Genomic DNA, 23,972 nt, shown 5'->3' on the forward strand with positions numbered 1-23,972 from the left:
ATTAGTATCTCAGGCTGCTGGTGTTATCCGGTAGCCTTTTTTTTAAGATTAAACTATTAATATTTTGCTATCTTTGATTACATTTTGTATGATGGTTTCAGTGCTGATTCTGTAGATAGATTAATTACCTATTATGAAAAATATTATTTTTCTGGTTATCGTAGCACTGGGTTTCTGGTGGTGGCAGCATAGCTCTGTTGATGACCAGCAAAAAAGTCAGGCACATGAACAAATAATTGATTCATTTAAATCAATTCGCAGTAATTTTTCTAAAGAACCTTTGTCTGTATCTCAAATACGAGAAGCTATATCTTTACATCAGGCTCAGAATGAGAATTTAGACAAAGTGCAGGTTTACGGTGATGGCTATGTTATCAAAACCTTACCAGATGATAATAAAGGTAGCCGTCATCAGAGGTTTATTTTAAGCACAGGTAGTAGTACGGTTTTAGTGGTACATAATATAGATATCGCTCCGCGGTTAGAAAATTTACAGCGTGGTGACAAAGTAGCTTTTACTGGTGAATATATCAGTAATGAAAGGGGGGGGATGATACACTGGACACATCATGATCCTAGACACCACCATCCTGATGGCTGGCTGATGTATAAGAAGAAGCGATACCAATAGTTTGCTGAAATGGCATGTGTAATATTTATTATTTGCAGTTTACATTTATCTAAAGGAAATAATGTGAATACTCTTTCTTTTCGTAGACCATTAGCTGATTTGTTGTCTGAAAATTGGTGGATAGTATTAGTTCGTGGATTTGCAGCTTTAATTTTTGGTTTATTAACTTGGTTTTATCCATTTATTTCGATACTGGTTATGGTGATGTTTTTTGGCTTTTATGCGTTGGTTGATGGTGTAATGGGTATTGTTCTTTCCATCAATGGACGAAAAACACATCAGGATTGGTGGCTGATGCTAATTTGGGGCTTTATAAGTGTACTTGCCGGTTTCCTAACATTTTTTGTGCCAGGAATTACTTGGCTGGTACTGATTACTTTTATTGCGATTTGGGCGTTAGTAAGTGGTATTCTGCAAATTGTAGCAGCTATTCGTCTGCATAAATCTGTTGGTGGCGAAGGATGGATGATCACAGCGGGTGTATTATCCATGTTAGTTGGTATTATTTTGCTGGTAAATCCTATTCAGGGCGGAATAGCGCTGACTTGGGTAATAGGCATTTATGCTGCTTTGTTTGGTGTAGTTAATATCGCTTTGGCATTCCGTATGCGTAGACTGGGTAGGGAAAATGCTAATTGAGCTCTAATTATTGAGAAATAATAATTAATAGAATAAATGATAAAAACTGGTTGGCTAAATCTTGGCCAACCAGTTTTATTTTTAATTAGTCATATTTCTTATTTCAAGACCTCAGCCATGGCATTGGCAACATATTCTATATTGCTACTGTTTAAACCGGCCATGCACATCCTTCCATTTTCAACCATATATACACCATATTCACTTTTTAAACGGGCTACTTGCTGTGGATCTAAGCCTGTAAAACTGAACATGCCACGTTGTTTAATAAAATAGCTGAAATCACGATCAGGAATTTTCGTCTGCAATACTTCATACAATCGAGAACGCATTTTCCGAATGCGATCGCGCATGATATATACTTCTTGCTGCCAGTGTTCATAAGATTTAGTGTTGCTAAGTACTCGGCTTACGACGTGACCACCGTAGGCAGGTGGACTAGAATATAGACGCCGTACGGTGAATTTGAGCTGACTCTGAACTAATCGAGCTTCTTCGGAAGTTGGACATACAATACTCAGACCCCCTACACGTTCACCATAGAGCGACATGTTTTTGGAAAAAGAGTTACTGATATAAACACATAACCCAATTTCTACTGCTTTGCGGATAGCATAAGTATCGGTTTCTAAATCGTCCCCAAAACCTTGATAGGCTATATCCATAAATGGTATTAGCTGTTTATTTTTAATAATATCTAAAAGCTGATCCCACTGCTCATGACTGGGATCAACGCCAGTGGGATTGTGACAGCACGGATGTAGTAAAATAATACTGCCTACATCGAGTTGTGTCAGAAATTGTTTTAATTCTGTAAATTTAATTCCGATAGTTTTAGGGTCATAATAAGGATATTTATGAACCTCGATTCCAGCACCCTCAAATATGCTGATATGATTTCCCCATGTAGGATTGCTTACATAAGCTTTTGCCTGTGGAAACCATTGGTGAATAAATTCTGCTCCTATACGCAGCGCACCTGATCCGCCCAGACTAGCTATGGTAGCAACACGACCAGATGTAATGGCTTCATGGTTTTTACCTAATAACAATTTCTGGCATGCCTGCCGATAAGCAGGCAGACCATCCATAGGTAAATAGTCGTGTGGCTGATTTTCTTCTACTAATTGTGACTCTACTGTTTTAATACATTCGAGCACAGGTACATGGCCGTTATCATCATAATACACACCTACACCAAGATTTACTTTTGAGCTGCGTGCATCCTGTTTATATTCATCCATCAGACTCAGAATAGGGTCACCTGGATAGTATTTGACATTCTGAAACATTTCAGTTCCTTAGAAAACAGCAATATTATTTGACAGAAAATGATTGCTGTAATGCAATCTAAGGTGATTGTACTCTAAATGTCTTTACTTTTTATTAATTTGGTCTGTTATTTTTTTACAAAAACTAAATCCCATACACCATGACCTAATTTTTTGCCGCGTGCCTCAAATTTGGTTTCGGGACGGTAGTCAGGGACAGCTGCATAAGTTTCAGCAGTGTTGTGCAACTCAGTAAACCCGTTTAAAACTTCAAGCATTTGTTCTGCATATTCTTGCCAGTCAGTTGCAAGATGAACGTAGCCATTTGATTGAAGTTTTGGAAGTAGTCGTGCAATAAAAGATGCTTGAATCAGGCGCCGTTTATGATGTCGTTTTTTGTGCCAAGGATCAGGAAAAAAGACATGAATACCTTGCAGGCAATTATCTTCAAGCATGTGATCAACCACTTCAACTGCATCATGTCGCATCACTCTAATATTTTGTATATTCTGTTCTTGAATCAGCTTTAATAGATTTCCTACCCCAGGCCCATGAACATCAATAGCTAGAAAGTCGCAATCAGGAAGGTTTTGTGCAATTGCTGCTGTTGCAACGCCCATACCAAAACCAATTTCAAGTATCTTGGGTGCTGTTCGATTGAATATGGCATTTAAATCAATTTTATTGTTGACGAAATCAATGCCAAAATTTGGCCATTGGTTATCTATAGCACGTTGCTGGGCTTGTGTCATATGGCCTTGACGTAAAACAAAACTACGTATGCTACGCGGGTGATCTTTATTAATGTCCGATTTTGAATCAGAATATTGGGTCATGCTGTTCTGTGTTAACTTAAAGTTGATAAATTTTCTAACGTCAATTCTAACATGCTTCAACTTATATATTGGTTCAATGTTGCTGCTAGGTTTTGAGTTGTTACATTGTCAGTGATTGTTGCTTCACCCAATTGTTTCAACACCACAAAACGCATGTTACCATCGATAACCTTTTTATCATGGCTCATATGCATCAGCCAAGCTTCTAAAGACATTTTAGGCGGCGTAACAGGCAGGTTAACTTGTGATAATAATTTGATTAGACGCTGAGTATCATCCTGATGCAAATAACCAAGTTGTTCAGATAAACGGCAAGCAAGTACAGTACCTGCAGCAACAGCCTCACCATGAAGCCAGTTACCATAACCCATTTCAGCTTCAATGGCGTGGCCGAATGTATGGCCTAGATTCAAAAGAGCCCTGACACCACTTTCTTTTTCATCGGCCGCAACAATATCTGCTTTCATCTGACAGCAACGATGAACCGCATGTGCCAATACTTCAGGGTCTTGATTAATCAATGCTTCGATGTTGATTTCTAGCCATTCCAGAAATTCTATATCCCCCAGCACTGCGTATTTTATGACTTCTGCCATACCTGCTGAAAATTCACGTGGTGGCAAAGTATGTAAGCTATTTAAATCAATAAACACAGCCTGAGGTTGATAAAATGCACCAATCATATTTTTACCCAAAGGGTGGTTAATTCCTGTTTTTCCACCTACGGAGGAATCCACCTGGCTAAGTAGTGTTGTAGGAATCTGTATAAATGGAGCACCACGCTGATAAGTTGCAGCAGCAAACCCTGCCATATCCCCAATTACTCCGCCACCTAAAGCCATAATGGTGGTTTTGCGTTCGGCGCGATTGTGCATTAGACCATCGTAAATCAGATTAAGTGTTTGCCAGTTCTTATATTTTTCTCCATCAGGCAAAATAATATTGAAATATTCGCGTCCTGAATGATTTAGTATTTTTTCCCATTGCTGCAGGTATAAAGGCGCTACGGTTTCATTGCTGATAAGTGCAATTTTGTTTGTAAAATAGGGTGCCAAAAGATGATTTGCGGATTCAAGCAGGTTGCTTCCAATAAATATAGGATACTGATGTGATGTGGTAGCAACGTTAAGTGTGTACATGATGATTTAAAGTTGAGGTATTTGTTTAGAATGTTGACGTAGTAAACGAATTAAACGATTTAGTGAGTGGAAGCTGTAGGGGCTATTCACATCTAAAACAGTATGTGCCGTAGCTCGATAGATGGGATCACGCAAGCTATATAATTCCTGCAATTTTGCTAAAGGGTCTGAGACTTGCAAAAGAGGGCGATTTTTATCGTGCCGTATCCTGTTTAATAGAACTTCAGGTTGCGCATGAAGATAAATCACATGTCCATTCTGCTGCAAATTAAGCCGATTTTCAATTTGCAATATAGCACCACCACCTGTTGCTATAACAACATCTTTTTGTTGTGTCAGCTCACTAATAACAGCTGTTTCTCGACTGCGAAAACCTGCTTCTCCTTCGAGCTCAAAAATAGTAGGTATTGATACTCCGGTACGTTCACAAATTACCTGGTCACTATCATAAAAAATGCGTTTCAGTTTATTGGCAAGTTGTTTTCCAAGAGTAGTTTTACCTGCCCCCATTAGACCTATTAAAATCAGATTGCCTGCGATGTTATCCATGTTTGTAATTGTAACTTAGTATAAGAATTTACGCATTAATTGGCAGAAAAACCATTATCTGGAATTGCTTTGATTGAAACAGAAACGTTGGGTGTGAAAATTTTTTTAGCTATAGTTATAAAGTCACTATAGATATTATTTTAAGTCATTAGTAATTGTATTTCTCAAATAATTTTATTTTTAAGTATGTTTGAAAATTTCTGACTCTATAAATTGAAAAAAGTCAGCCTGTTATAAACAGGCTGACGAAGTTAAAAATGCTTACTTAATATTTTAATGGGGCACTGCTTGAATCGACTACACGAGGTGTGATAAATACGAGTAATTCATTACGTTGTTGGGTATTTTTTCTGTGTTTGAAAAGATTGCCAATACCTGGGATGTCGCCAAGTAAAGGTACTTTATCTATACTGTTTTCATTATTTTCATTGTAAATACCACCAATAATTAAAGTACCACCATTCTCAATCATTGTCTGAGTCACTACATTACGCTTTTGCATACAAATGTCGCCAGAACGGAGAACATCAGGTGCAACATTTGAGCATGCTATGGGCCTGTCATTCTGTACGTTCAATGTCATAATAATATTACCGTCAGGTGTAACCTGTGGGGTAACTTTTAAGCCAAGAACGGCATCTTTGAAACTGGTAGAAGTTGCACCGCTGGAAGTTGATTCCTGATAAGGTACTTCATAACCAGATTCAATTTTTGCTTCTTTTCTATCTTGTGTTAATACTCGTGGAGAAGAGATAATTTTGGTTTTGCCTTGAGCTTGTGAGGCTGAAAGCTCTAAAGCGAGAGCCCCAGATGCAAATTTATGCACCCATGATACTACTGATGTTGGATTGGATACGCCAAGGTTGACATTAGGAAAACCTAGTTCAAAATTAGGGTCACGTGTTGTACCTCGATCTTCATCTTTAAGGGATACACTACCACCAATACCATTTCGATAAGTTCCTCTATAGTAGCCAAATTTAGTTCCCAATTCACGGGCAAAACTGTCTGTAGTTTCAACGATTCGTGCTTCGATTAAAACTTGTTGAGATGAAACATCAATTTGAGCAACCAGTTTTTCAAATTTCTTAATTACACTACTAATATCGGTAATGATTAAAGTATTTGTTGCGGGATCCAATAATGCGCTGCCGCGTGGACTCAAAATACTTTTATCTGATGAACTGTTACCATCATCGGATAAATGCAAAATCTTTTTAAAATCTTCAACATTACGGTACTTAAGTTGGAAAGTCTGAGAAATCAGGGGACCTAAGTCATCTAATTTTTTTTGTTGTTCTAATGATGCTGTATCCCTGTTCATCAGTTCGTCACGTGGAGCAACATTGATAACATTTCCTTCGCGACGCATATCAAGATTTCGAGTTTCCATAACCAAATTTAAAGCTTGATCCCAAGGAACATCTTTTAATGATATTGTCATTTTGCCCTGTACACTGTCGCTCGCTATTATATTCATTCCTGATTCTTTAGCCAGAATCTGTAGGATTGTGCGAACATCAATGTCTTGAAAATCAAGTGAAACCCGTTTTCCTTTGAAGGATTTATTATTTGATTGTAAGCCTTTAGAGTCTAAATCAAATTTGCGGGTAACCTGAAGAACCAGATTAGTCCCACTTTTAATTTGGGAATAATCCCAGTCACCCTGCATCTGAATATTCACTTCGGTATCATTGCCAATCCTGCGCAGGCGAATAGTCCGTACAGGAGTGCTGAAATCGGTTACATCAAGATTACGTTGTTGTTCTGTTAACAAAGGTACATTTTTATAGGTTAAAACCAAATTAGATGCATTGCGTCTAATTGTTGGCTCTCCTTTGTCACTCAAACCACTAATGGAAATTACACCATTACCATTTTTCCCTTTTTGAAAATCTATATTTATTGGTACAGAAGCTGATTGATCAAATGCGTTACTATTTGAACTGGCAGGCTGACGGCTGACAACTTGTTCTGTAATGTTATTTGTTGCTGTATATGGTGTGTTGACTGTTGCCGGAGAAGTAGTAATTTTTTCTGATTTATTTTTTACTTTATTTTTGGACGGAATAGATTCCTGTACATATACCCAGACTTCATTGCCTTTAATTACAGCATTGTACTGGCCAGTTTTGGCTAAGGATAGCATTACACGAGATTTGTCTGTAGTTTGACCAGCTTCAATTTGCTGTAAAACTGTATCATCAAATTTGAGTAAATTCTGTGGTAAGGTTATTCCTGTCCCAGCAAAGTCCAGTGCAATTCGTGCAGGATTTTCGGTTGTGAAACCTTTAGGTAACGCGGGGTCTTTATCAAACTGAATTTTAATCAGACGTTGCTGGTTTGGTAACGCACCGACATTGATGGCTGTTATGTTGCCGGCAAAAAGACTCTGACTCAGTAAACCCAGACCCAGAGTGGACAAAATAGATATGGTTTTAATTTTCATATTGGTACCTTCTTAATTTTAAATGGGTTACTTTTTTCAGTTCTGACCGGATGTCTCTGAAGATGCTGCGTCAGCAGCCTGCAAGGGTAAACTAGCCTTTCTGCTAGTCCAATTGCCATATGAGTCTTCAACTAATTCTGATATAACAATTTCATCAGGTGTTATTGCAGTAATTCGTCCATAGCTCTGACCCAGATAATTACCCAGATTAACAGTGTATACATGTCCATTTACTGAAATGAATGCAGATGGTGCTTTTCCCGCTCCTTTAATTAAACCAACATAATGCAATTCATCTAATGAATAATTTTCCAAGATTTGTTTAGGTCGGTTTAGATCAGGTGCATTAGCACCTTGTAAACCTGCTTTGAGACGCGCAGGTTCAAATATATTCATTTGAGGCTGTGGAGGAGGGGTGTAAGAAGGCTGAATATTTATTGTAGTTTGCTTCTGTTTCATGGGTTTGATTTTTGCCTGTTGGCTGGTATTCCGCATCCATTCATGTAAATCTTCATTTGCTGCCGAACAGGCACTCAGTGTAAAAATACACAGGCAGATTAGATATTTATTCATATTTTTTCCGTTGCTTATATATTAAATTACCCTAGTTACAGCTATAGGCAGCCTATTTTTGGTCGTTTTTATTTTTATTTTGAGCTTTAATTTCTGCATCTGTTAAAGCTTTATATGTATTGGCAACTGCGTTTAAGGTAAGCGTATTATCTTTCTCATTTCGTTTTAGTACGATTGAGTTTAATGTGACTATTCGCGATAGCTTCCCTACATCACGAAGAAACTGACTTATCTGATTATAATTACCTGTCAATGTGATGTTGTAAGGTAAGGTTTGAATAACTTGTTGATCTGATTTATTTTGTGGCTGATCATCTGAGTTTGAATTAAGAACTTGTGCTGGAGTGATACTATCCATATTTAAACCATTTTTAGTAGCACATTCATGTAGTTCTTGAATAAGATTAGGGATTTCTGCTTGTGTTGGGAGCTGTTTTAATAATAAATGAAATGAACCATTAATATTATTAAGTTCTGCTTTCAATACATCAAGATTAGCTGCCTGTTTACTTTTTTCAGAATAGGTTTGCTTTAGAGATTCTTCTTCTTCCTTCAATCCACTAAGCCGTTCATTTAATCCGCTGTAAACAAAGAAATAGGCAATAAGAAGTACCAATACAATGATACCACCGGCTATGCCTAGCTGTACAGGTTTAGCTTGTTGGGAGAGGAAATTTAGATTTATTGATTTAAGATCTATATTTTTGGCCATTGTCAGTACTCCTTCAATTTGTTGGTTCAGATGCACTAGACTCATTTTCTTGATGAGGTGCTTCTGTATCCTGATTTAGTTCAGTTGATGAAGAGTTTGGGTTAATAGCCTGATTGGTTTCTCTCATATCTTCTTGCTGGCCAATAAGATTATTTAAACGTATACGAATACTGAATTCCTGAGTATTATTAACTCGTTTGATATTTAATAATTCAGGTGTTGTAAATAGTTGTCCTGGTAAAGCATTCATGAAAGCTGCAGTTTTAGCATCACTAAAAGCTTTACCATTAATGACATATGTATTGGCATCTTGAGCTTCTATACTGGTTATATACAATCCTAAAGGTGCTAATGTATTCAACGTATCCAGTATACGAGCTGCTTCAAAACGTTTATTTGATAACTCTTCTACTTTTTCTTGTCTGGCTGTGAAATTTTTGCGCTCATCTTGTAATTGAGCGATCTGTTTAATTTCTCCATCCAGTTTGTCTATTCCATCTTTTAATACTTGATTACGGGCTTCTTGACTGCTAACCCGACTATCTATAGCTAAGTAGCCTAATACTGCCAGACCTACACCGATTAAAGCAGCAACGGCCAGTAGAGTCTGAAATTGTTTCTTTTGTTTGGTTTGTAAGGCTTCTCGATAGGGCAGCAGATTAATTTTTAATAAAGGTAACATCTTATAATCCTCTTACGGCCAGGCCAAAGGCTACGGTTAATAAACTACTGTCCTGTTGCAATTTTGCCTGTTGAATTGCATCACCGGGCTGTGCTAACAGTATAGGGTTAATCTGTTGCGCAGGAATACTGGTTTGCTGGCTGATGCTGTCAGCAAGGCTATTGGCTGCCTGATTATTGCTGTAACCAAAAACAAGGATTTCTTCAATTTCATTTTCTTGACTAGCCGAAGTAAAATAAAATTGTAAAACTCTCTGTATTTCCTGAATAAATTGTTGCTGGAATGGCTGCGCTACAGTCTGATTGTAATCTTCTGGCTTGGTTTGACTATAGAGCATTTCCCACGCTTCTTCATCAGTCAGCTGGTAGTTTCGCCGCAAGGATTGCATCAGATGATCATAGCCAAGATTAATTTCTTGTTTATAAAGTAATTTGCCATGACGCATGATAATTGCTTGTGTTTCACCGTAATCAATATTGAAAACTGCGATACATTTTTCTGTTAATTCAGGCTGTCTGATATTTATCCATGTGATGGCGCTATTCATTATTGCCAGTATATCGACATCCATTTGTGTGGGTGTGATACCTGCATCGGTAAAAGCATCCATCAGAATATTGACGTCATCCCGTTTGCTGTTGACCAGTAGCAAACTTTCTTTTCCATTCTCATTGATACTGACATTCTGATAGTCGTAACTTACATCATCCATTGAGTCATATTGACTCAATTCAGCCATGATTTGTTCTTCTTCGGTATACTCTGTATCTTCATCTCTATCTAGAAACTGGATGGAGGTTTGCTTTTGTGAAATGGCTACGGTAATGTTGCGACAATTGCTTTGGAGCATTTGTTTAGCCTGTTGTAGATGAACAACAAGTTCATCATGATTTTCGATGTTGCCGTTACCAATAATATTTTTTGGCAAAGGCACAACAACGTATTTTTCGAGACGAAATTGATTTAAACTGCGTGCATTCAGGAGCACCATGTTAATGCTTTTATCAGTAAGACTGATACCAAGACACTGTCTCGATGAAGTTGTGGCCACCTTCTTATTCTTTGAATTTATTTTGAAATTATTCAGTTTCATGAAAGGGCTTTCTGTCTGTTTATCAAACGGGTGATGAAGTGCTTAAAACTCAAATTTGTATGTTGCTAACGAAATGAAGAACAAAGTTTACTTTATTTTGAATATGTTTCGCAGCCTTTAAATGAAAATTAGTTGATTATGATTAGAAAATTATTGCTATCTACCGTTGGTTTGTTTGTAGGACTGGCGCTATTTGCTGCTGGTCTGGTGGCGATTGCAATTATGGTAACTTATCCTAAATTGCCTTCTCTAGAAGCTGTAACTCATTATCAGCCGAAAATGCCACTTACCATTTATTCTGCTGATGGCAAGCTTATGGGGCAGTTTGGTGAAGAACGACGTGCTTTTACTCGTATCAATGATTTTCCACAAGTACTGAAAGATGCTGTTGTTGCAGCTGAGGATAAGCGGTTTTATGAACATGGTGGTGTTGACTTTATTGGCATTAGCCGTGCGCTTATTTCTAATCTAACTGGTGGTGTGCAATCTGGAGCCAGTACTATTACTCAGCAGGTGGCTCGCAATTTTTATCTTACTAATGAGCGTACCTATACGCGCAAGTTCAATGAGGCTTTGCTGGCCTATAAAATTGAACAAAAACTGACTAAAGATCAGATACTGGAACTTTACTTTAATCAGATTTATCTGGGGCAGCGTGCGTATGGTTTTGCAGCTGCTTCTTTGGTTTATTTTAATAAGCCTGTACAACAATTAGATTTGGCAGAGGCGACGATTCTGGCCGGTTTGCCTAAGGCTCCTTCTACTTTTAATCCTGTTGTAAATCCACAACGGGCTAAAATGCGTCAGCGATATATTCTGAATAATATGGTTGAACTGGGCAAAATTACTCAGGCTCAGGCTGATGCCGCTTATGCTGAACCATTAAAGTATGTGCATTATCAGCAGGCTATAGATCAGAATGCTCTTTATGTCGCTGAAATGGTACGTCAGCAGATGTATGAAAAATATGGTGACGCGGCGTATACCCAAGGATTCAAGGTTTATACCACAGTAAATTCTCAGGATCAGGCAGTAGCTACTCAGGCGCTGCGTAAGGTATTGAACAATTTTGATAGAGGTTCTGCTTATCGGGGTGCTGAAGGCTTTTTTGATTTAAGCAAAATTCCAGATGATATTCGCGATGAACAGATAGAGCAGTATTTGGCCAATCGCTCAGCGGTGGATGGGATGCTACCGGCTGTGGTGACAGCTCTGAATTCCAATTCAATAGTAGTTTATATCGCTGGTGTAGGGGAGATGCGCATTGGGGGTAATAGTTATAACTGGATAAAGCGTGCAATTAACAATGCTAAATTGGGTGAAGCATCTGTACGTGTTGGTTCGGTAGTGCATGTGCATAGAGAAGGTAATAGTTATCGTGTTGTGCAGCAGCCAGAACTTCAAGGTGCAATTGTTGCTTTAGATGCTCAGACAGGGGCAATTAAAGCACTTGTGGGTGGTTATGACTTTTACCGCCGCAGTTTTAATCGTGCCACTCAGGCAAAAAGGCAACCTGGGTCATCATTTAAACCGTTTATTTATTCTGCTGCTATTGCTAAAGGTTTTACGCCGGCTACGATGGTTAATGATGCGCCGATTGTTTTGCCAGGTATGGGTAATGGTGGACGTGCATGGGCACCAAAAAATTCGGATGGACGCTATGCTGGATTTATAACACTGCGACAAGCATTAACTGCCTCTAAAAATATGGTGTCTATTCGTATTTTGATGGCAATGGGAGTGGATTATGCCAGACAGTATGTGCAGCATTTCGGTTTTAGGCCAGACCAGATTCCCAACAGTTTGTCGATGGCATTGGGTAGTGGGCAGGTAACGCCAATGCAAATGGCTGAAGGCTATGCAATTTTCGCTAATGGGGGATACAAGGTTTCCAATTATGTGATTGACCGAATTTATGACAGTCGTGGTAATTTGCGCGCGCAGATGCAGCCGTTGGTGGCTAAACAGAATGCTCCCATGGCTATAGATCCGCGTAATGCATTTATTTTGTATCACATGATGATGGACGTGGTTAATCATGGGACTGCTTATAGTGCTCATGCATTGGGACGCAGTGATATTGCGGGTAAAACAGGTACGACTAATGATAATAAGGATGCTTGGTTTGTAGGTTTCAATCCGAATATAGTTAGTGCGGTATTTATTGGTTATGACCGTCCACGCAGTATGGGACGTTCTGCTTTTGGTGGTACGATTGCAGTGCCAGTATGGCTTGATTACATGCGCTATGCGTTAAAAGATAAACCGGTTGTAAATACACCAGTACCTGCCGGAATTGTTCAGAAATCCGGTGAATTTTATCTGAAGGAATATCAGACAACTAATCCTGATCTACCACTGGATAATCGAGCTGACGGGCCGATTACGCCAAAGCAGGGAAATAGTAATAATGATGGAGATGATGATGGTGCTGAAATTCCAGTTGTTCCGCAGTCAGGTAATAATGGCCAATTAGATTCTCTTTTCTAAACGATATTAGATAAAGATATTTATTAATAAAAACGGGTAATCTGTACAGATACCCGTTTTTATTGAATATATTTTTGAAAAGAAAACTTAAATTTAAAAATTTATTTGTTATCTGGTTGAATTAGATTTTTTTATTATGGAAATGAATATTTGAAAATTAGAATTTTTGAAATTACAGTGGTTTTTAGTTGTCATAGTTGTAATAGACTAAGGTTTTATTAATCTATGACATTTTGTTTGGTAAGCAGAGTGTACATTGAGTTACAATACTTATACAGATTATCACATTTCTTAAAATGAAAATTTGGCTTACTCTGAGCCATATAGGAAAGGAAGAATATGAGTGAGCAGATACTAAAGCCTGAACAATCCTCTGAAGTGAACAATCAGGATAAAGACACTAAATTAAATGTTTTTGAAAAAAGTGTGCTGGAGTATCGAGGAAAACATTCCGATGAAGATTCGTCTTCAGCACCTTTGCCGGCTAGTTATCCATACCGCACTCGGATGCGGCGGGCTACTTATGAGCGTGAGAAAGCCAGATTGCAAATTGAGCTGTTGAAAGTGCAAAACTGGGTTAAGGAATCTGGTCAGAAAATTGTCTCTTTATTTGAAGGTCGGGATGCTGCCGGTAAAGGGGGGACAATCAAGCGATTTATGGAACATCTCAATCCGCGCGGTGCCCGAGTTGTAGCGCTGGAAAAACCGACTGAAACTGAAAAAGGGCAGTGGTATTTTCAACGCTATATTGAGCGTTTGCCGACAAGTGGTGAGATGGTTTTTTTCGATCGATCTTGGTATAACCGTGCTGGTGTGGAAAGAGTAATGGGTTTTTGCCAGCCACATGAATATTTGCAGTTTATGCGTCAAACACCAGAATTGGAACGTATGTTAGTCAACAGCGGGATTTATCTGTTTAAGTTTTGGTTTTCTGTTTCTAGAGAAGAGCAGTTGCGTAGGTTTATTTCTCGTCGTGACGACCCGTTGAAACACTGGAAACTTTCGCCTGTTGATATTCAGTCTCTGGATCGCTGGGATGATTATACGGCAGCTAAGAATGATATGTTTTTTCATACGCATACCGGTGATGCACCCTGGACGGTTATTAAATCCGATGATAAAAAACGAGCCCGTCTGAATTGTATTCGCCATTTTTTGACTGAACTTGATTATCCAGGTAAGGATACCAATGCCATTGGTGCTGTTGACCACTTACTAGTGTTGAGGCCACAAACCAATTTTAAGGATTCTACCGATACACATATTGATTAGTTCTATTATGTGTGCAGGGTTCTATTAGCCTGATAATTTTTACCTATCATGTGGATTTCAGGGTATATGCAAGGGTAGTTGTAATTGGGTAAATGTATTCTTTGTGATTTTATATGAGAATAAGAATGATTTTAGTGTTTTTTTCTGGAAAGTAAATTCACGTGGAATTGACCGAATATATTACTGAAACGGCTAAAGCAGCTAAAGAGGCTTTTTATTCTCTGACTAGAGTTTCTGCTGCACAGAAAAATCAGGCTTTAATGCTGATTGCTAATAATCTAGCTGCACAACAGCACCTGATTCTTGCAGCCAATGAAGCGGATATGAAGGCAGCACGTTTGCAGGGATTGGATGCTGCTTTACTTGATCGCCTGCATCTGAGCAATCGTAGTATTGATGCGATGATTGAAGGTGTTCATAAGGTTGCTGCACTGCCTGATCCAGTAGGTGAAATGGATGATTTTAGAACTCTGCAAAGTGGTATCACGGTTGGTAAAATGCGTGTTCCGCTTGGTGTAATTGGCATGATTTATGAATCACGCCCGAATGTGACGCTGGATGCGGCGATTTTATGTCTGAAAGCAGGTAATAGTTGTTTATTACGCGGCGGGAGTGAAGCCATTAATAGCAATAAAGCTATTGCTGCTGTCATCAATTCTGCTTTGATTGAAACTGGAATACCCCAAGCAGCTGTTAATCTGATTACTGAGACTGATCGGGCAGGTGTTGATGTGCTGCTTAATCTGCCGGAATATATTGATGTGATTATTCCACGTGGCGGTAAAGGACTGGTGCAAAGAGTGAAGGAAAAATCGCGGATACCGGTAATCAAACATCTTGATGGTATTTGTCATGTCTATATTGATGCTTCCGCTTCTGCAGAAATGGCAATTGATATAGCTGTAAACGCGAAGACTTCGCGCTATGGTACTTGCAATACTATGGAAACCTTATTGATTCATACTAGCCAAGCAAAAAAGTTATTGCCTTTACTACAGCAAAAGTATGCTGAGAAAAATGTTGAATTACGTGGTTGTGCGCAAACTGTGCAGATTTTGAAGGATGATGTTTTACCGGCTACTGAGGAAGATTGGTCTACTGAATATTTGGCTCCAATTCTGTCTATAAAGGTAGTAGACAATATTGAAGACGCTATAGAGCATATAAATCATTTTGGCAGCCATCATACTGATAGTATTGTAACCAATGATTTACTACATGCTCAGCTTTTTCTGCGTGCTGTAGACTCTGCTAGCGTTATGCTGAATGCGTCTACTCGTTTTGCAGATGGCTACGAGTATGGTCTAGGGGCGGAAATTGGTATATCTACTGATAAAATCCATGTACGAGGTCCAGTAGGGTTGCAGGGGTTAACCAGCCAGAAGTGGATTGTTTTGGGACATGGAGAGGTACGTATTTAGGGATTAGTCTGTTTTAATCATCGCTATATTCTTTTGACTTGAATGTTTCTTTCTCTATACAGAATGTCGCTTTTCAAAGTTGAATTCGTGAATTAAATCATTTCTTTAATTTTATATGATAATTTTTGTTTGTGACTTCTGATTTATAAACTGTTTGTTTCAAGTTTGGTATTTAGATTTTTATATGTCAATATTATATTGTGCTGATTAAATTCTGCAGAAATTAAAAGGGCATAATGTGAAACGCATTTTATTGTTTATTGCTACAAATCTAGCCGTTATTATCGTTATTAATATTGTTCTGAACATCTTATGTGCATTTTTGGGTATTAGGCTTAACAGTAATACGACCAGCAGTTTGTTGTTAGTGGCAGCTGTAGTGGGTTTTACCGGTTCGTTTATCTCTTTGTTGATGTCAAAATCGCTAGCTCTTGCTTCGGTCGATGGTCAGATAATCGGTCAACCTCAAAGTGCTGCAGAGGCATGGCTACTAAACACTGTAGCCCGGCTGGCAAATCAGTGGAATATTACTATGCCGGAAGTGGCGATTTATGATTCTCCAGAGCCCAACGCTTTTGCGACTGGTGCTACTAAAAATAGCTCACTGGTCGCGGTGAGTACTGGTTTGTTACATGGTATGTCTCAGGATGAAGTAGAAGCTGTGCTGGCTCATGAAATGGCACATATTGGTAATGGTGATATGGTGACAATGACATTGTTACAGGGTGTGGTAAATACATTTGTGTTTTTCTGGGCACGCCGTATTGCAGATGTTATGTCCAGAGATGAAAATGGAGAAGTGTCTCAGGGAGCCTACTTTGCAATAAGTCTGATTTTGCAGATTATATTTGGTTTTTTGGCCAGTCTAGTTGTGATGTGGTTTAGCCGTCAGCGTGAGTATCGGGCAGATGCAGGTGCAGCACGTTTAGTGGGTGCACCAAAAATGATCGCTGCTTTGCAGCGGTTAAAAGGTGAAACCAGTCAGTTGCCGACTGGTATGTCTGCTCTGGGAATTGCCAGTGAATCGGATGACTCTTTGTTTAGCACCCATCCAACGTTGGATAATCGAATTAATCGTTTGCGCCAAATGTGAAATCTGTATTTTTATAAGTAGACTGCTTTAAATCAACCTCTTATATTTATTTTGTGCAAAATGCTAGTAATTATTTTGAAGCTAAATTGCTGAGTACTATTACAAATAAGGTTCATTAGAAATTAGTAATAGCCGATTTATACTGAAGCCATAGGTTAATTGAAAAAATAGTTTGTGGATTTATGATTTTTCGGCTTTTTATAAAAAGTATTTATAAGTTTCTGATCGAATATTTCCCTTATTTGTTCCAGTCTTAGATTTATAATCAAGGTAATTCTGAACACGGTAGTGATAAATAAACAATTTCTTCAGAATATTCTTTTAAAAATGCACTAGTTCAAACCTTTGTAATTGACTAATAAATCTGTTTTTAGTTTTAAGAATTTAGCTATAAGAGTTATTCTGGTTTTATGAATAACATATAAGAATTATGATTTATTTGGTACTTCAAATTTGATATTTATTTCAAATTTTAATGAGTTATGATTAATTTTTCTGTCTATTTTGATGAGGGTTTTTGTCTTGATAGATGTTATGGAAATTAGTTATCTAAATAGTTTTTTGCATAAAACTTATGATTAATGCTGAACATATAAGTTTAGGAATTTGAAAAATGTTCGCATTTTATCTCTTTGCTTTCTATAAGCTTATTCTCAAACTAATATTTTATTCAGGTTAATCTTTACTGAATCAGTTGTTGGTATGTTTTCTTATTTGTTCATCAGGTTTATGATACATTGAGATAGCAGAACTTGATGACTTCTGATTATGATAAATGTATATATTAATAGAGAGAAATATGCATAATTATTTAACACCGAATTTTAGTTTTGCACCTATGCTGCCTATTCGTGCTGAAGGTAGCCGTGTTTGGGATGATAATGGGCAGGAATACATAGATTTAGCAGGTGGGATTGCTGTAAATGCTTTGGGTCACTGCCATCCGCTTCTGATTAATGCGTTGATGGAACAGGCACATAAGTTATGGCACATTTCCAATATTTATACCACCCAACCGGCACAGAATTTGGCTGAGCGTCTGGTAAAACACACATTTGCTGAGCAAGTATTTTTTTGTAATTCTGGCGCAGAAGCCAATGAAGCTGCTTTTAAACTGGCCCGAAAATATGCGCGTGACCATTTTCCTGATACAGGAAAACACGAAATAATTGCTTGTATTAATGGATTTCATGGTCGAACGCTTTTTACTGTCTCTGTAGGCGGTCAACCCAAATACAGTAATGATTTTGCGCCCTTGCCTGCTGGTATCCGGCATATTCCGTTTAATGATGTTGCTGCTATTGATGCAGCGGTCAATGATAAAACCTGTGCGGTAGTTATTGAACCGATTCAAGGTGAAAGTGGTGTATTGCCTGTAACAGAAGCTTTTTTGCAGGCGGCTCGTCGTGCCTGTGATCGTCATCAAGCTTTGTTGATTCTCGATGAAGTGCAAACGGGGATGGGACGTACCGGTAAGTTGTTTGCACATCAGTATTATGATATCCGGCCGGATATTGTTTCAGCTGCTAAAGCACTGGGTTGTGGGATTCCTATAGGTGCTATGTTGACAACAGAAGCTGTTGGCCGCAGTTTTACGCCTGGTAGTCATGGCAGTACCTTTGGTGGTAATCCGCTAGCGTGTGCGGTGGGCTGTGCGGCATTTGATATTATAAATACGCCTGAGACCTTGCAGAATGTTTTGCGGCAAGGTGAAAAATTGAAGAAAGGTTTGCAGGAATTATCTGATGCATCTGGTGTGTTTGCTCAGGTAAGAGGACAGGGCTTATTGCTTGGTTGTGTGATGACTGATAAGTACAAAGGACGGGCTGCGCAATTAATGCAGTTGGCTTTGCAGCATGGCTTGCTGGTTTTGGTGGCAGGTAATAATGTCTTACGTTTTGCACCTAGTCTGCTATTGACTGATACTGATTTGCAGACTGGCTTGCAAAGACTAAAAGCTGCAATTAAAGCTTTTGTGCACATATGAGTAAGTTTTCATCTGTAGGCCGGCATAAAATTGTTGTGTTGACAGGTTCGGGCATCAGTGCAGAAAGTGGTTTGCAGACTTTTCGTAATCATGGTGGATTATGGGATGGTGAAAAAATTGATGATATTGCTACACCTGAGGCTTTTGAGCGCCATCCTGAACGAGTTTTAGAATTTTATAATCGTTTAAGGCGGAAGTTGCTAAGAGCTCAACCTAATACGGCTCATTTAGCACTAAAAAATCTGGAAACAAGATACGATGTTAATATTATCACGCAGAATGTAGATGATTTGCATGAGCGTGCTGGTAGTAGTCATGTACTACACTTACATGGTGAACTCTTAAAAGCAAGAAGTAGTGTTGATGAAAATTATATTGTCGATTGTTTTTCAGATCAGAAGCTGGAAGATAAAGATAATCACGGTTTCCAGATGCGGCCGCATATTGTGTGGTTTGGAGAGACTGTGCCGATGATTGACTCTGCCATTCAACTAATGCGTTGTGCTGATATAGTTATCATTGTTGGCACATCTTTGCAAGTATATCCGGCTGCAGGTCTGTTTCACTATGCGGCACGATCTGCAGAAATTTTTCTGGTTGATCCTCAACCACTTGAAGGGTTGCAGAATATACAAATCATTCGTGCATCTGCTCAAGCTGGTGTAAGTGGTCTGGTTGATGAGTTATTGTTACGAACTGAAGCTTGACTTTGAATACATATTGGGTTGTGTAAGTAAATGCAGCTTAATTTACAGTTAATGCTAAAATTTATGCTTTAATTTTTGGTTTTATGTGTCTTGGTATGAAAAAAAATAATTTGGTCATTGCTAGTCGTGAAAGCGCACTGGCTATGTGGCAAGCACGACACATACAGCAGTGTTTGCAGGTGCTTTATCCTAATATATCTATCACTATTCAAGGTATGACGACAAAGGGTGACCAGATACTAAGCCAGTCTTTGTCTAAAATAGGTGGTAAAGGACTGTTTATCAAAGAGCTGGAATGGGCATTGCAAGCAGGAACCGCCGATATTGCGGTTCATTCACTTAAGGATGTACCTATGGAGTTGCCAGAAGGTTTTGTTCTGGCTGCTATAACTGAGCGGGCTAATCCTTTTGATGCTTTTGTTTCACAACAGTATGCCCATCTGTCGGAATTGCCAGAAGGAACCATTGTTGGCACATCTAGTCTGCGCCGCGAAGCTCAGCTTCGATTGCACTATCCGAATTTACACATAAAACCTTTGCGCGGTAATGTGCAGACCCGCCTCAGTAAATTAGATAAACAAGAATATGCAGCTATTATTCTTGCTGCTGCTGGTTTGGAACGTTTGGGTTTAGATCATCGTATCCGTAGCATTTTGCCGGTTGAAATTTCCATACCTGCGGCTGGTCAAGGTGCACTGGCAATTGAGGTGGCTTCTCACCGGACTGATTTATTACACTTATTGCAGCCTCTTCATCATGCAGTTACAGCGGCTTGTGTGACGGCAGAACGAACCATGGCAAAGTTTTTGGGTGGTAGCTGTCAAGTCCCTCTGGCTGCTTATTGTGTTGAAAGCTCTGGTACGCTTGAATTGTTTGGTTTGGTTGCTTCTGTTGATGGAAAAACGGTGCTGCGTGCCAGTGCGCAGGCTTCTATGAGTGATGCGGAACAACTGGGTTTAAACGTGGCACAAAAATTAGCCAGTTTGGGCGCCAGAGACTTGATTAATGAAGTGCTGTCCGGTCAATGATTACTACTCATCCCAGCATTGTATTGATGCGTCCGCGACAGGCTGCGGCTGCTGATATAGAAAGCTCTATTCGTGCTGGATGGCAGCCATTATTAATGGAGTATCAGCAGTTGCTACCTTTTGATGATATCTTGCAGCAGCTGGCTGAGCGCAGCTTGAAACAAGATGTTATTGTGTGGGTCAGCCCTAGCGCAGTGCACATTGCTGCCAAATATCTTGTTCAGTCTGATAATGTAATGCATGTGGCTGTAGGCGCGGCTACAGCAAAAGTGTTAGTTGCTTACGGTTTTAAACAGGTAGTTTATCCGCTTGATGGCAATGATAGTGAAGCAGTTTTACGTTTAGCTATATGGCATCAGAAAAATGGAAGGATGATGCTGATTAGGGGTGTTGGCGGTCGTGAATTGCTGGTTGACAAGCTAGGTCAGCAAGGATGGCAGGTTGAGCTGGCTGAAGTGTATGAGCGTCAGCCACAGCTGCTTAATTGGTCAGTATTGACGCAGCCACTTAAAGAAAAGCGTTTGAAGGCTGTTTATATGACGACAAGTGCTGCTGTAAATGCGTGGTTTTCGCAGATGCCGCCAGATTTGTACGCAATTGGCAAAAGCTTGTTATACTTAGTTCACCATCCACGTGTGGAAGCAGCGCTGTCGAGTTATGATGTAGCTACGATGCTGGTATCGGATTTACAGCGTGGATTGGAAATTTTGCATTCAGACAGTACAGTGTGATAGTTGTTCTGCTGAGCTGTTGTCCCAATTATCGTGCAGGGAGTATACCGAATGAGTGAACAACAAGATACGCAGTCTGGTCAGTCTCCGGAACAAGGTAAGCAGCCATTGCTGGTGAATACACAAGGTGAAGTGCGTGTACCTCCTGAATCGACTACATCCGCGGCAGCTGAACCTTCAGATAAACAAAAAGCCGGCACCCATCAAACTAAAGATTTTCAAAAAAACAACACAGGATCAGGAATGTCTGTACCTCAAGAAACCAGCCGGCCAGCTTCAGTAAAACAAGTATCTGGTACGGGTAAGGGAATAGCACTGGGTGCTTTGGTACTGTCAATACTGGCATTAGGTGCCAGTGGATTTTTATTTGTCGAGGGACAGAATCTGCTGAAAAATCAGCAACTGCAATTTGATCAGAAAATCGAAAATGCAGGTATTGGAGCCAGTAAAACCGCGGCTACGGTGGAAACAAGTTTGGCACGGGTTGATGAATTAAGTAAGCAATTGCAAGATTTGCAAACGCAGCAGAAAACGCAGGGTGAAAATGTTGACCGTCTGACTCGTGCATATCAGGAGCTGGTAAAAAGCCGTACTGATTGGCTGGTTGATGAGATTGAGGCTACACTAAATCTGGCTGCGCAGCAGTTGCTGATATCGGGTAATGTTCCGGTGGCCGTAAATGTGCTGGAAAATCTGGATAGTCGTTTGGCACGTTTTGACCAACCTCAGTTACTGCCAATTAAAAAAGCCATCAGCAGTGATCTCGAAAACTTAAAAGGTCGTCCATATCTTGATGTGGCCAGTGCCTCTCTCCGTCTAAATCGTCTGGAATCTGGCGTTGCAGGCTTACCTTTAGTGGTTGATAATCAGTTGCAGCCTAATGTTTCTTCTGGTACGGCAACTATCAATCCAAATGCATCATGGTGGCAGCGTACGTGGCAAGCTACACTGCATTCGCTAAGTAGTATGGTAGAAGTTCGGCATATTAATCATAATGATTCGATGTTAATGTCGCCGGAACAAATTTATTTTGTACGAGAAAATCTACGTCTGCGTTTGTTGGATGCGCGTATTGCGCTGATTCAGCGTCGTAGTGAGGTTTATGCCGCTGATTTGAACACAGCCGAGGCCACGGTTAAACAGTATTTTGATGGTAGCTCTGCGGCGACACAATCTTGGCTTAAAGAGCTGTCTCAACTGAAAATGTTGAATGTTCAGACCAATCAGGACAGTAATCTTTCTGCAAGTTTGGCAGCAGTGCGAGATTATCAGCATCAGGCTGGTATGGATATGTCAACTGCGTTGCCAGATTTAAGTGCTTCAAGTGCCAGCAGTGCTTCTGCTGTGGCCGAAACTCATTCAGCAAAAGCAGCCAGTGCGGAAAGCGCTAAAAATGCAACAGCAGCTTCTGCCGTGCAGGGAGAACATTCATTATGAGATCTTTGTTATGGTTGATTATACTATTTATAGTGGCTGTAGCTGTGGTACTGGGTGCCAAGTATTACAGTGGTGATGTTTATATTGTCGTAGAACAGACGTTGATACGTATTAATCTGCAGCTCTTTATCGGTATGGTGCTTTTGACGGTGGTAATGCTGTATATTTTGCTGCGCATTGTTATGGGTTTTGTGCATCTCCCCGGCCATTGGCAACATTGGCGCATAAATCATCAGCGCCATCAGGTTGAAACGGCCTTGAATCATGCTGGTTTGGCTTATTTTGAAGGACGCTATCAGTTTGCTGCCCGAGAGGCTGAACGAGTGCTGCGCAATAAACAGGGTCAGCATAGCCGATCACTGGCTTTATTGCTGGCTGCTCACAGTGCAGACCAAATGGATGATATGAGTACTCGAGACCGCTATTTAAACGAGGTGGCCAAGCTGCCCGAAAAACAGCAACTCTCACGTTATCTGCTGCTTAGTCAATCGGCTCTGGTTCAGCACAATGAGCAGCAGGCTAAGAATGCATTGGATGCTGCGGCCAAAATCAATCCGAATTTAACTCAGCTTGTGAAACTACAACTACGCTATGACTGGGATCAGCATAATGCACGAGGAGTATTGCAGCAAGTGGATAAGCTGAGCCGTGCAAGTGCATTAAGTGATAGTGAACAACAGCAATATAGATATTGGGCTTACCGGCAATTACTGGCTGAAGCCAATAATCCTGTTGAACTGAAAAATAGTCTTAAATCAATACCAGTGGACGAACAAGAAAGCTTGTTGAGTGCAGATATTGCAGAAAAGTATTTACAGCTAGGGATGTACACACAGGCTGTGAAATGGGTAAAGAAATATTATCCACGTAATCATGATGCTGCATTGTTACCTGCTTTTAATCACGCTAATCAGTATTTGAGCAGTAAAGAACAGCAAAAAAATATGATAGCAGCGGATAAATGGTTACAACAGGAGCCACAGAATGCGGATTTGTTATTGCTGATGGGTGAGATGAGCTACCAGCAGCAATTATGGGGTAAGGCGAAAAATTATTTAGAAGCGAGCTTGCAAGCGAAAAACAATAATGTGACCAGATTATTGCTGGCAAAAGTGCTGGAGCAATCGGGAGAAAATGAGGCCGCAGAAGAGCAGCGTACTCAGATTCTGTCCAGTATCAGTAATGATGATGAGTTGTAATTTTTTATTTTGATTTTAACAGGCAGTCAGTAC

The 23,972-nt window shown here is 39.6% G+C and carries 21 protein-coding genes; 12 read left to right on the plus strand and 9 right to left on the minus strand.

All coding sequences use genetic code 11. From position 1 onward, the window contains the following. The first annotated feature begins 133 nt into the window (after positions 1-133). Together J3U67_RS08960 and J3U67_RS08965 are read left to right on the plus strand one after the other, a co-directional pair. Positions 134-631: a DUF3465 domain-containing protein gene (locus tag J3U67_RS08960; protein WP_267391047.1), complete on the plus strand. Its 498-nt coding sequence runs from the start codon at positions 134-136 to the stop codon at positions 629-631. A 63-nt stretch (positions 632-694) separates the two neighbouring features. Continuing rightward, positions 695-1,270, plus strand: coding sequence for an HdeD family acid-resistance protein (locus tag J3U67_RS08965; protein ID WP_267404820.1), 576 nt, complete (start codon positions 695-697; stop codon positions 1,268-1,270). A gap of 98 nt (positions 1,271-1,368) precedes the next feature. Here J3U67_RS08965 and J3U67_RS08970 read toward each other — a convergent pair whose 3' ends face one another. From J3U67_RS08970 to pilM, 9 genes are all read right to left on the minus strand, one after another. After that, the gene (locus J3U67_RS08970; protein WP_267404821.1) at positions 1,369-2,562 is read right to left on the minus strand and encodes an aromatic amino acid transaminase; all 1,194 of its coding nucleotides are present in this window, start codon (positions 2,560-2,562) and stop codon (positions 1,369-1,371) included. A gap of 107 nt (positions 2,563-2,669) precedes the next feature. After that, on the minus strand, positions 2,670-3,377 hold the full coding sequence (gene trmB / locus J3U67_RS08975; protein ID WP_267404822.1) for a tRNA (guanosine(46)-N7)-methyltransferase TrmB: 708 nt from the start codon (positions 3,375-3,377) through the stop codon (positions 2,670-2,672). Positions 3,378-3,433: 56 nt separating this feature from the next. Beyond that, positions 3,434-4,516 (minus strand): 3-dehydroquinate synthase, encoded by a 1,083-nt coding sequence (gene aroB / locus J3U67_RS08980; RefSeq protein WP_267404824.1) that lies wholly within the window; start codon positions 4,514-4,516, stop codon positions 3,434-3,436. A 6-nt stretch (positions 4,517-4,522) separates the two neighbouring features. Continuing rightward, positions 4,523-5,065 (minus strand): shikimate kinase, encoded by a 543-nt coding sequence (locus tag J3U67_RS08985; RefSeq protein WP_370386956.1) that lies wholly within the window; start codon positions 5,063-5,065, stop codon positions 4,523-4,525. 265 nt (positions 5,066-5,330) lie between these two features. Then, a complete protein-coding gene (gene pilQ, locus J3U67_RS08990) occupies positions 5,331-7,514 on the minus strand; it encodes a type IV pilus secretin PilQ (protein ID WP_267391052.1) in 2,184 nt (727 codons plus the stop codon). A gap of 36 nt (positions 7,515-7,550) precedes the next feature. Further along, complete coding sequence (locus tag J3U67_RS08995; RefSeq protein WP_267404826.1) at positions 7,551-8,087, minus strand: pilus assembly protein PilP; 537 nt, start codon at positions 8,085-8,087, stop codon at positions 7,551-7,553. 52 nt (positions 8,088-8,139) lie between these two features. After that, positions 8,140-8,799 carry a type 4a pilus biogenesis protein PilO gene (locus J3U67_RS09000; protein ID WP_267404828.1) on the minus strand — a complete coding sequence of 220 codons (660 nt, stop codon included), beginning with the start codon at positions 8,797-8,799 and terminating at the stop codon, positions 8,140-8,142. A 13-nt stretch (positions 8,800-8,812) separates the two neighbouring features. Continuing rightward, complete coding sequence (locus tag J3U67_RS09005; RefSeq protein ID WP_267391055.1) at positions 8,813-9,481, minus strand: PilN domain-containing protein; 669 nt, start codon at positions 9,479-9,481, stop codon at positions 8,813-8,815. 1 nt (position 9,482) lies between these two features. Further along, positions 9,483-10,532 (minus strand): type IV pilus biogenesis protein PilM, encoded by a 1,050-nt coding sequence (gene pilM, locus J3U67_RS09010; protein WP_267391056.1) that lies wholly within the window; start codon positions 10,530-10,532, stop codon positions 9,483-9,485. Between the two features lie 180 nt (positions 10,533-10,712). On the opposite strand from pilM, the gene J3U67_RS09015 reads away from it, so the two are divergent. From J3U67_RS09015 to J3U67_RS09060, 10 genes are all read left to right on the plus strand, one after another. After that, on the plus strand, positions 10,713-13,064 hold the full coding sequence (locus tag J3U67_RS09015; protein WP_267391057.1) for a penicillin-binding protein 1A: 2,352 nt from the start codon (positions 10,713-10,715) through the stop codon (positions 13,062-13,064). A gap of 339 nt (positions 13,065-13,403) precedes the next feature. Then, on the plus strand, positions 13,404-14,336 hold the full coding sequence (ppk2, locus tag J3U67_RS09020) for a polyphosphate kinase 2 (RefSeq protein ID WP_267404831.1): 933 nt from the start codon (positions 13,404-13,406) through the stop codon (positions 14,334-14,336). A gap of 167 nt (positions 14,337-14,503) precedes the next feature. Continuing rightward, entirely contained in the window at positions 14,504-15,757 is a 1,254-nt protein-coding gene (locus J3U67_RS09025) for a glutamate-5-semialdehyde dehydrogenase (protein ID WP_267391187.1), read from the plus strand. 238 nt (positions 15,758-15,995) lie between these two features. Then, on the plus strand, positions 15,996-16,850 hold the full coding sequence (htpX, locus tag J3U67_RS09030) for a protease HtpX (RefSeq protein ID WP_267391058.1): 855 nt from the start codon (positions 15,996-15,998) through the stop codon (positions 16,848-16,850). Positions 16,851-17,649: 799 nt separating this feature from the next. Beyond that, on the plus strand, positions 17,650-18,837 hold the full coding sequence (locus tag J3U67_RS09035; protein ID WP_267404834.1) for an acetylornithine/succinyldiaminopimelate transaminase: 1,188 nt from the start codon (positions 17,650-17,652) through the stop codon (positions 18,835-18,837). Beyond that, a complete protein-coding gene (locus J3U67_RS09040; RefSeq protein WP_267404837.1) occupies positions 18,834-19,544 on the plus strand; it encodes a Sir2 family NAD-dependent protein deacetylase in 711 nt (236 codons plus the stop codon). The genes J3U67_RS09035 and J3U67_RS09040 overlap by 4 nt, the downstream gene beginning before the upstream one ends. 95 nt (positions 19,545-19,639) lie before the next feature. Beyond that, positions 19,640-20,572, plus strand: a complete 933-nt coding sequence (hemC, locus tag J3U67_RS09045; protein WP_267404840.1) for a hydroxymethylbilane synthase — start codon at positions 19,640-19,642, stop codon at positions 20,570-20,572. After that, a complete protein-coding gene (locus J3U67_RS09050; protein WP_267404842.1) occupies positions 20,569-21,303 on the plus strand; it encodes a uroporphyrinogen-III synthase in 735 nt (244 codons plus the stop codon). The genes hemC and J3U67_RS09050 overlap by 4 nt, the downstream gene beginning before the upstream one ends. A 51-nt stretch (positions 21,304-21,354) precedes the next feature. Then, positions 21,355-22,740 carry a uroporphyrinogen-III C-methyltransferase gene (locus tag J3U67_RS09055; RefSeq protein WP_267404844.1) on the plus strand — a complete coding sequence of 462 codons (1,386 nt, stop codon included), beginning with the start codon at positions 21,355-21,357 and terminating at the stop codon, positions 22,738-22,740. Then, complete coding sequence (locus tag J3U67_RS09060) at positions 22,737-23,939, plus strand: heme biosynthesis HemY N-terminal domain-containing protein (protein WP_267404846.1); 1,203 nt, start codon at positions 22,737-22,739, stop codon at positions 23,937-23,939. The genes J3U67_RS09055 and J3U67_RS09060 overlap by 4 nt, the downstream gene beginning before the upstream one ends. Positions 23,940-23,972 lie beyond the last annotated feature (33 nt).

It is taken from the genome of Snodgrassella sp. B3837, assembly GCF_026535955.1.
In the GTDB taxonomy this organism is placed as follows: Bacteria; Pseudomonadota; Gammaproteobacteria; order Burkholderiales; family Neisseriaceae; genus Snodgrassella; species Snodgrassella alvi_E.

Excerpts from the sequence above, each read along its gene's own strand:
- J3U67_RS08960 (WP_267391047.1), top strand. The coding sequence starts at position 134 with ATGAAAAATATTATTTTTCTGGTTATCGTAGCACTGGGTTTCTGGTGG.
- J3U67_RS09040 (WP_267404837.1), top strand. The coding sequence starts at position 18,834 with ATGAGTAAGTTTTCATCTGTAGGCCGGCATAAAATTGTTGTGTTGACA.
- J3U67_RS09055 (WP_267404844.1), top strand. The coding sequence starts at position 21,355 with ATGAGTGAACAACAAGATACGCAGTCTGGTCAGTCTCCGGAACAAGGT.
- ppk2 (WP_267404831.1), top strand. The coding sequence starts at position 13,404 with ATGAGTGAGCAGATACTAAAGCCTGAACAATCCTCTGAAGTGAACAAT.
- pilQ (WP_267391052.1), bottom strand. The coding sequence starts at position 7,514 with ATGAAAATTAAAACCATATCTATTTTGTCCACTCTGGGTCTGGGTTTA.
- J3U67_RS09035 (WP_267404834.1), top strand. The coding sequence starts at position 17,650 with ATGCATAATTATTTAACACCGAATTTTAGTTTTGCACCTATGCTGCCT.
- hemC (WP_267404840.1), top strand. The coding sequence starts at position 19,640 with ATGAAAAAAAATAATTTGGTCATTGCTAGTCGTGAAAGCGCACTGGCT.
- J3U67_RS08995 (WP_267404826.1), bottom strand. The coding sequence starts at position 8,087 with ATGAATAAATATCTAATCTGCCTGTGTATTTTTACACTGAGTGCCTGT.
- J3U67_RS09000 (WP_267404828.1), bottom strand. The coding sequence starts at position 8,799 with ATGGCCAAAAATATAGATCTTAAATCAATAAATCTAAATTTCCTCTCC.
- aroB (WP_267404824.1), bottom strand. The coding sequence starts at position 4,516 with ATGTACACACTTAACGTTGCTACCACATCACATCAGTATCCTATATTT.
- J3U67_RS08985 (WP_370386956.1), bottom strand. The coding sequence starts at position 5,065 with ATGGATAACATCGCAGGCAATCTGATTTTAATAGGTCTAATGGGGGCA.
- trmB (WP_267404822.1), bottom strand. The coding sequence starts at position 3,377 with ATGACCCAATATTCTGATTCAAAATCGGACATTAATAAAGATCACCCG.
- J3U67_RS08970 (WP_267404821.1), bottom strand. The coding sequence starts at position 2,562 with ATGTTTCAGAATGTCAAATACTATCCAGGTGACCCTATTCTGAGTCTG.
- J3U67_RS09005 (WP_267391055.1), bottom strand. The coding sequence starts at position 9,481 with ATGTTACCTTTATTAAAAATTAATCTGCTGCCCTATCGAGAAGCCTTA.
- J3U67_RS09050 (WP_267404842.1), top strand. The coding sequence starts at position 20,569 with ATGATTACTACTCATCCCAGCATTGTATTGATGCGTCCGCGACAGGCT.
- J3U67_RS09060 (WP_267404846.1), top strand. The coding sequence starts at position 22,737 with ATGAGATCTTTGTTATGGTTGATTATACTATTTATAGTGGCTGTAGCT.
- J3U67_RS09015 (WP_267391057.1), top strand. The coding sequence starts at position 10,713 with ATGATTAGAAAATTATTGCTATCTACCGTTGGTTTGTTTGTAGGACTG.